The organism is Streptomyces sporangiiformans (genome assembly GCF_005768555.2).
Classification (GTDB): domain Bacteria; phylum Actinomycetota; class Actinomycetes; order Streptomycetales; family Streptomycetaceae; genus Streptomyces; species Streptomyces sporangiiformans.
Genome location: NZ_VCHX02000223.1, coordinates 1 through 1,125, shown reverse-complemented (window position 1 = coordinate 1,125; position 1,125 = coordinate 1). Strand labels below are relative to the sequence as shown.

Here is a 1,125-nt window from a genome sequence, read left to right as displayed (position 1 = left end):
CCGTGCGGATCACCCGGGGCGCAAGCGTCTGGACGACCGCAAGGTGCTGTCGGGCATCCTGTTCGTGCTGTACACCGGCATTCCTTGGGAGTTCCTGCCGCAGGAACTGGGCTTCGGCTCGGGCATGACCTGCTGGCGGCGCCTGCGTGACTGGAACGACGCGGGTGTCTGGCAGGGTCTGCATGAATCGCTGCTGGTCGAGCTGCACGCCGCCGGCGCGTTGGACTGGTCGAGGGCGGTGATCGACGGCTCTCACGTGCGGGCCATGAAGGGTGGCCCAAAACCGGACCGAGCCCGGTCGACCGTGCCCGAACAGGCTCCAAGCACCATCTGATCACCGAAGCGCACGGTATCCCGCTGGCCGCATCGCTGACCGGCGGAAACCGCAACGACGTCACCCAGCTCATGCTCTTGATCGAGGCCGTCCCGCCGGTGCGCGGCCGACGCGGACGGCCCCGCCGACGCCCCGACAGGCTCTACGCCGACCGCGGCTACGACCACGACAAGTACCGCAAGCAGGTCCGGGCGGTCGGGATCACCCCCGTCATCGCCCGTCGCGGCACCGAACATGGCTCAGGACTGGGCGTCCACCGGTGGGTCGTCGAGCAGAGCTTCGCGCTGCTGCACTGGTTCCGCCGCCTGCGGATCCGCTGGGAGAACCGCGACGACATCCACGAAGTATTCCTCATCCTCGGATGCGCACTGATCTGCTGGCGGCGCCTGATGGGATTGCGTAGGAGTGCTGGGTGAGACGACGTGCTGGACCTTCCGGATGTCGCGGTTGTGGAGATGCGTGGCTCGGTGGTTGCGGCCGGGGTGTTCTGACGTCTCGTGTCGGTGGGCGGATCAGTGGGTGAGGGCGACGGATGCAGCAAGTTCCTTCTGCGTTTCGAGTGCGGTGAGACGTTCGGTGAGTGCGGTGTGGATGGCGTTGTAGGTGTCGGAACCGAGAGCCAGGCGCAGGGGCGGGTTCGGGTGGCGGGTGGTGTCGTAGATGGCGGCGGCGAGCTTGGCCGGGTCGCCGGTGAAGACGCTCTCGTCGGCGGTCTCCAGGTAGCGCCGCGTCTGGCCGACGGCGTTGTCGCGGTAGGGGGTCGATTCGGTGGTGTAGCGCAGGGCCGAGGC

The 1,125-nt window shown here is 67.9% G+C and carries 1 protein-coding gene and 1 pseudogene; one reads left to right on the top strand and one right to left on the bottom strand.

Going from position 1 to position 1,125, the window contains the following annotated elements:
* Nucleotides 1–750, top strand: a protein-coding gene (locus tag FGD71_RS49315) for an IS5 family transposase (RefSeq protein ID WP_119104595.1) whose coding sequence is annotated in 2 segments (ribosomal slippage) — nucleotides 1–278 and nucleotides 278–750 — 751 coding nt annotated over the 2 segments. Because the reading frame shifts where the segments join, the coding sequence is not laid out codon by codon here. This gene is flagged as partial in the annotation.
* Between the two features lie 96 nt (nucleotides 751–846).
* Here the strand turns inward: FGD71_RS49315 and FGD71_RS34995 are convergent.
* Nucleotides 847–1,125, bottom strand: a pseudogene (locus FGD71_RS34995) (short-chain dehydrogenase/reductase); the annotation flags it as partial.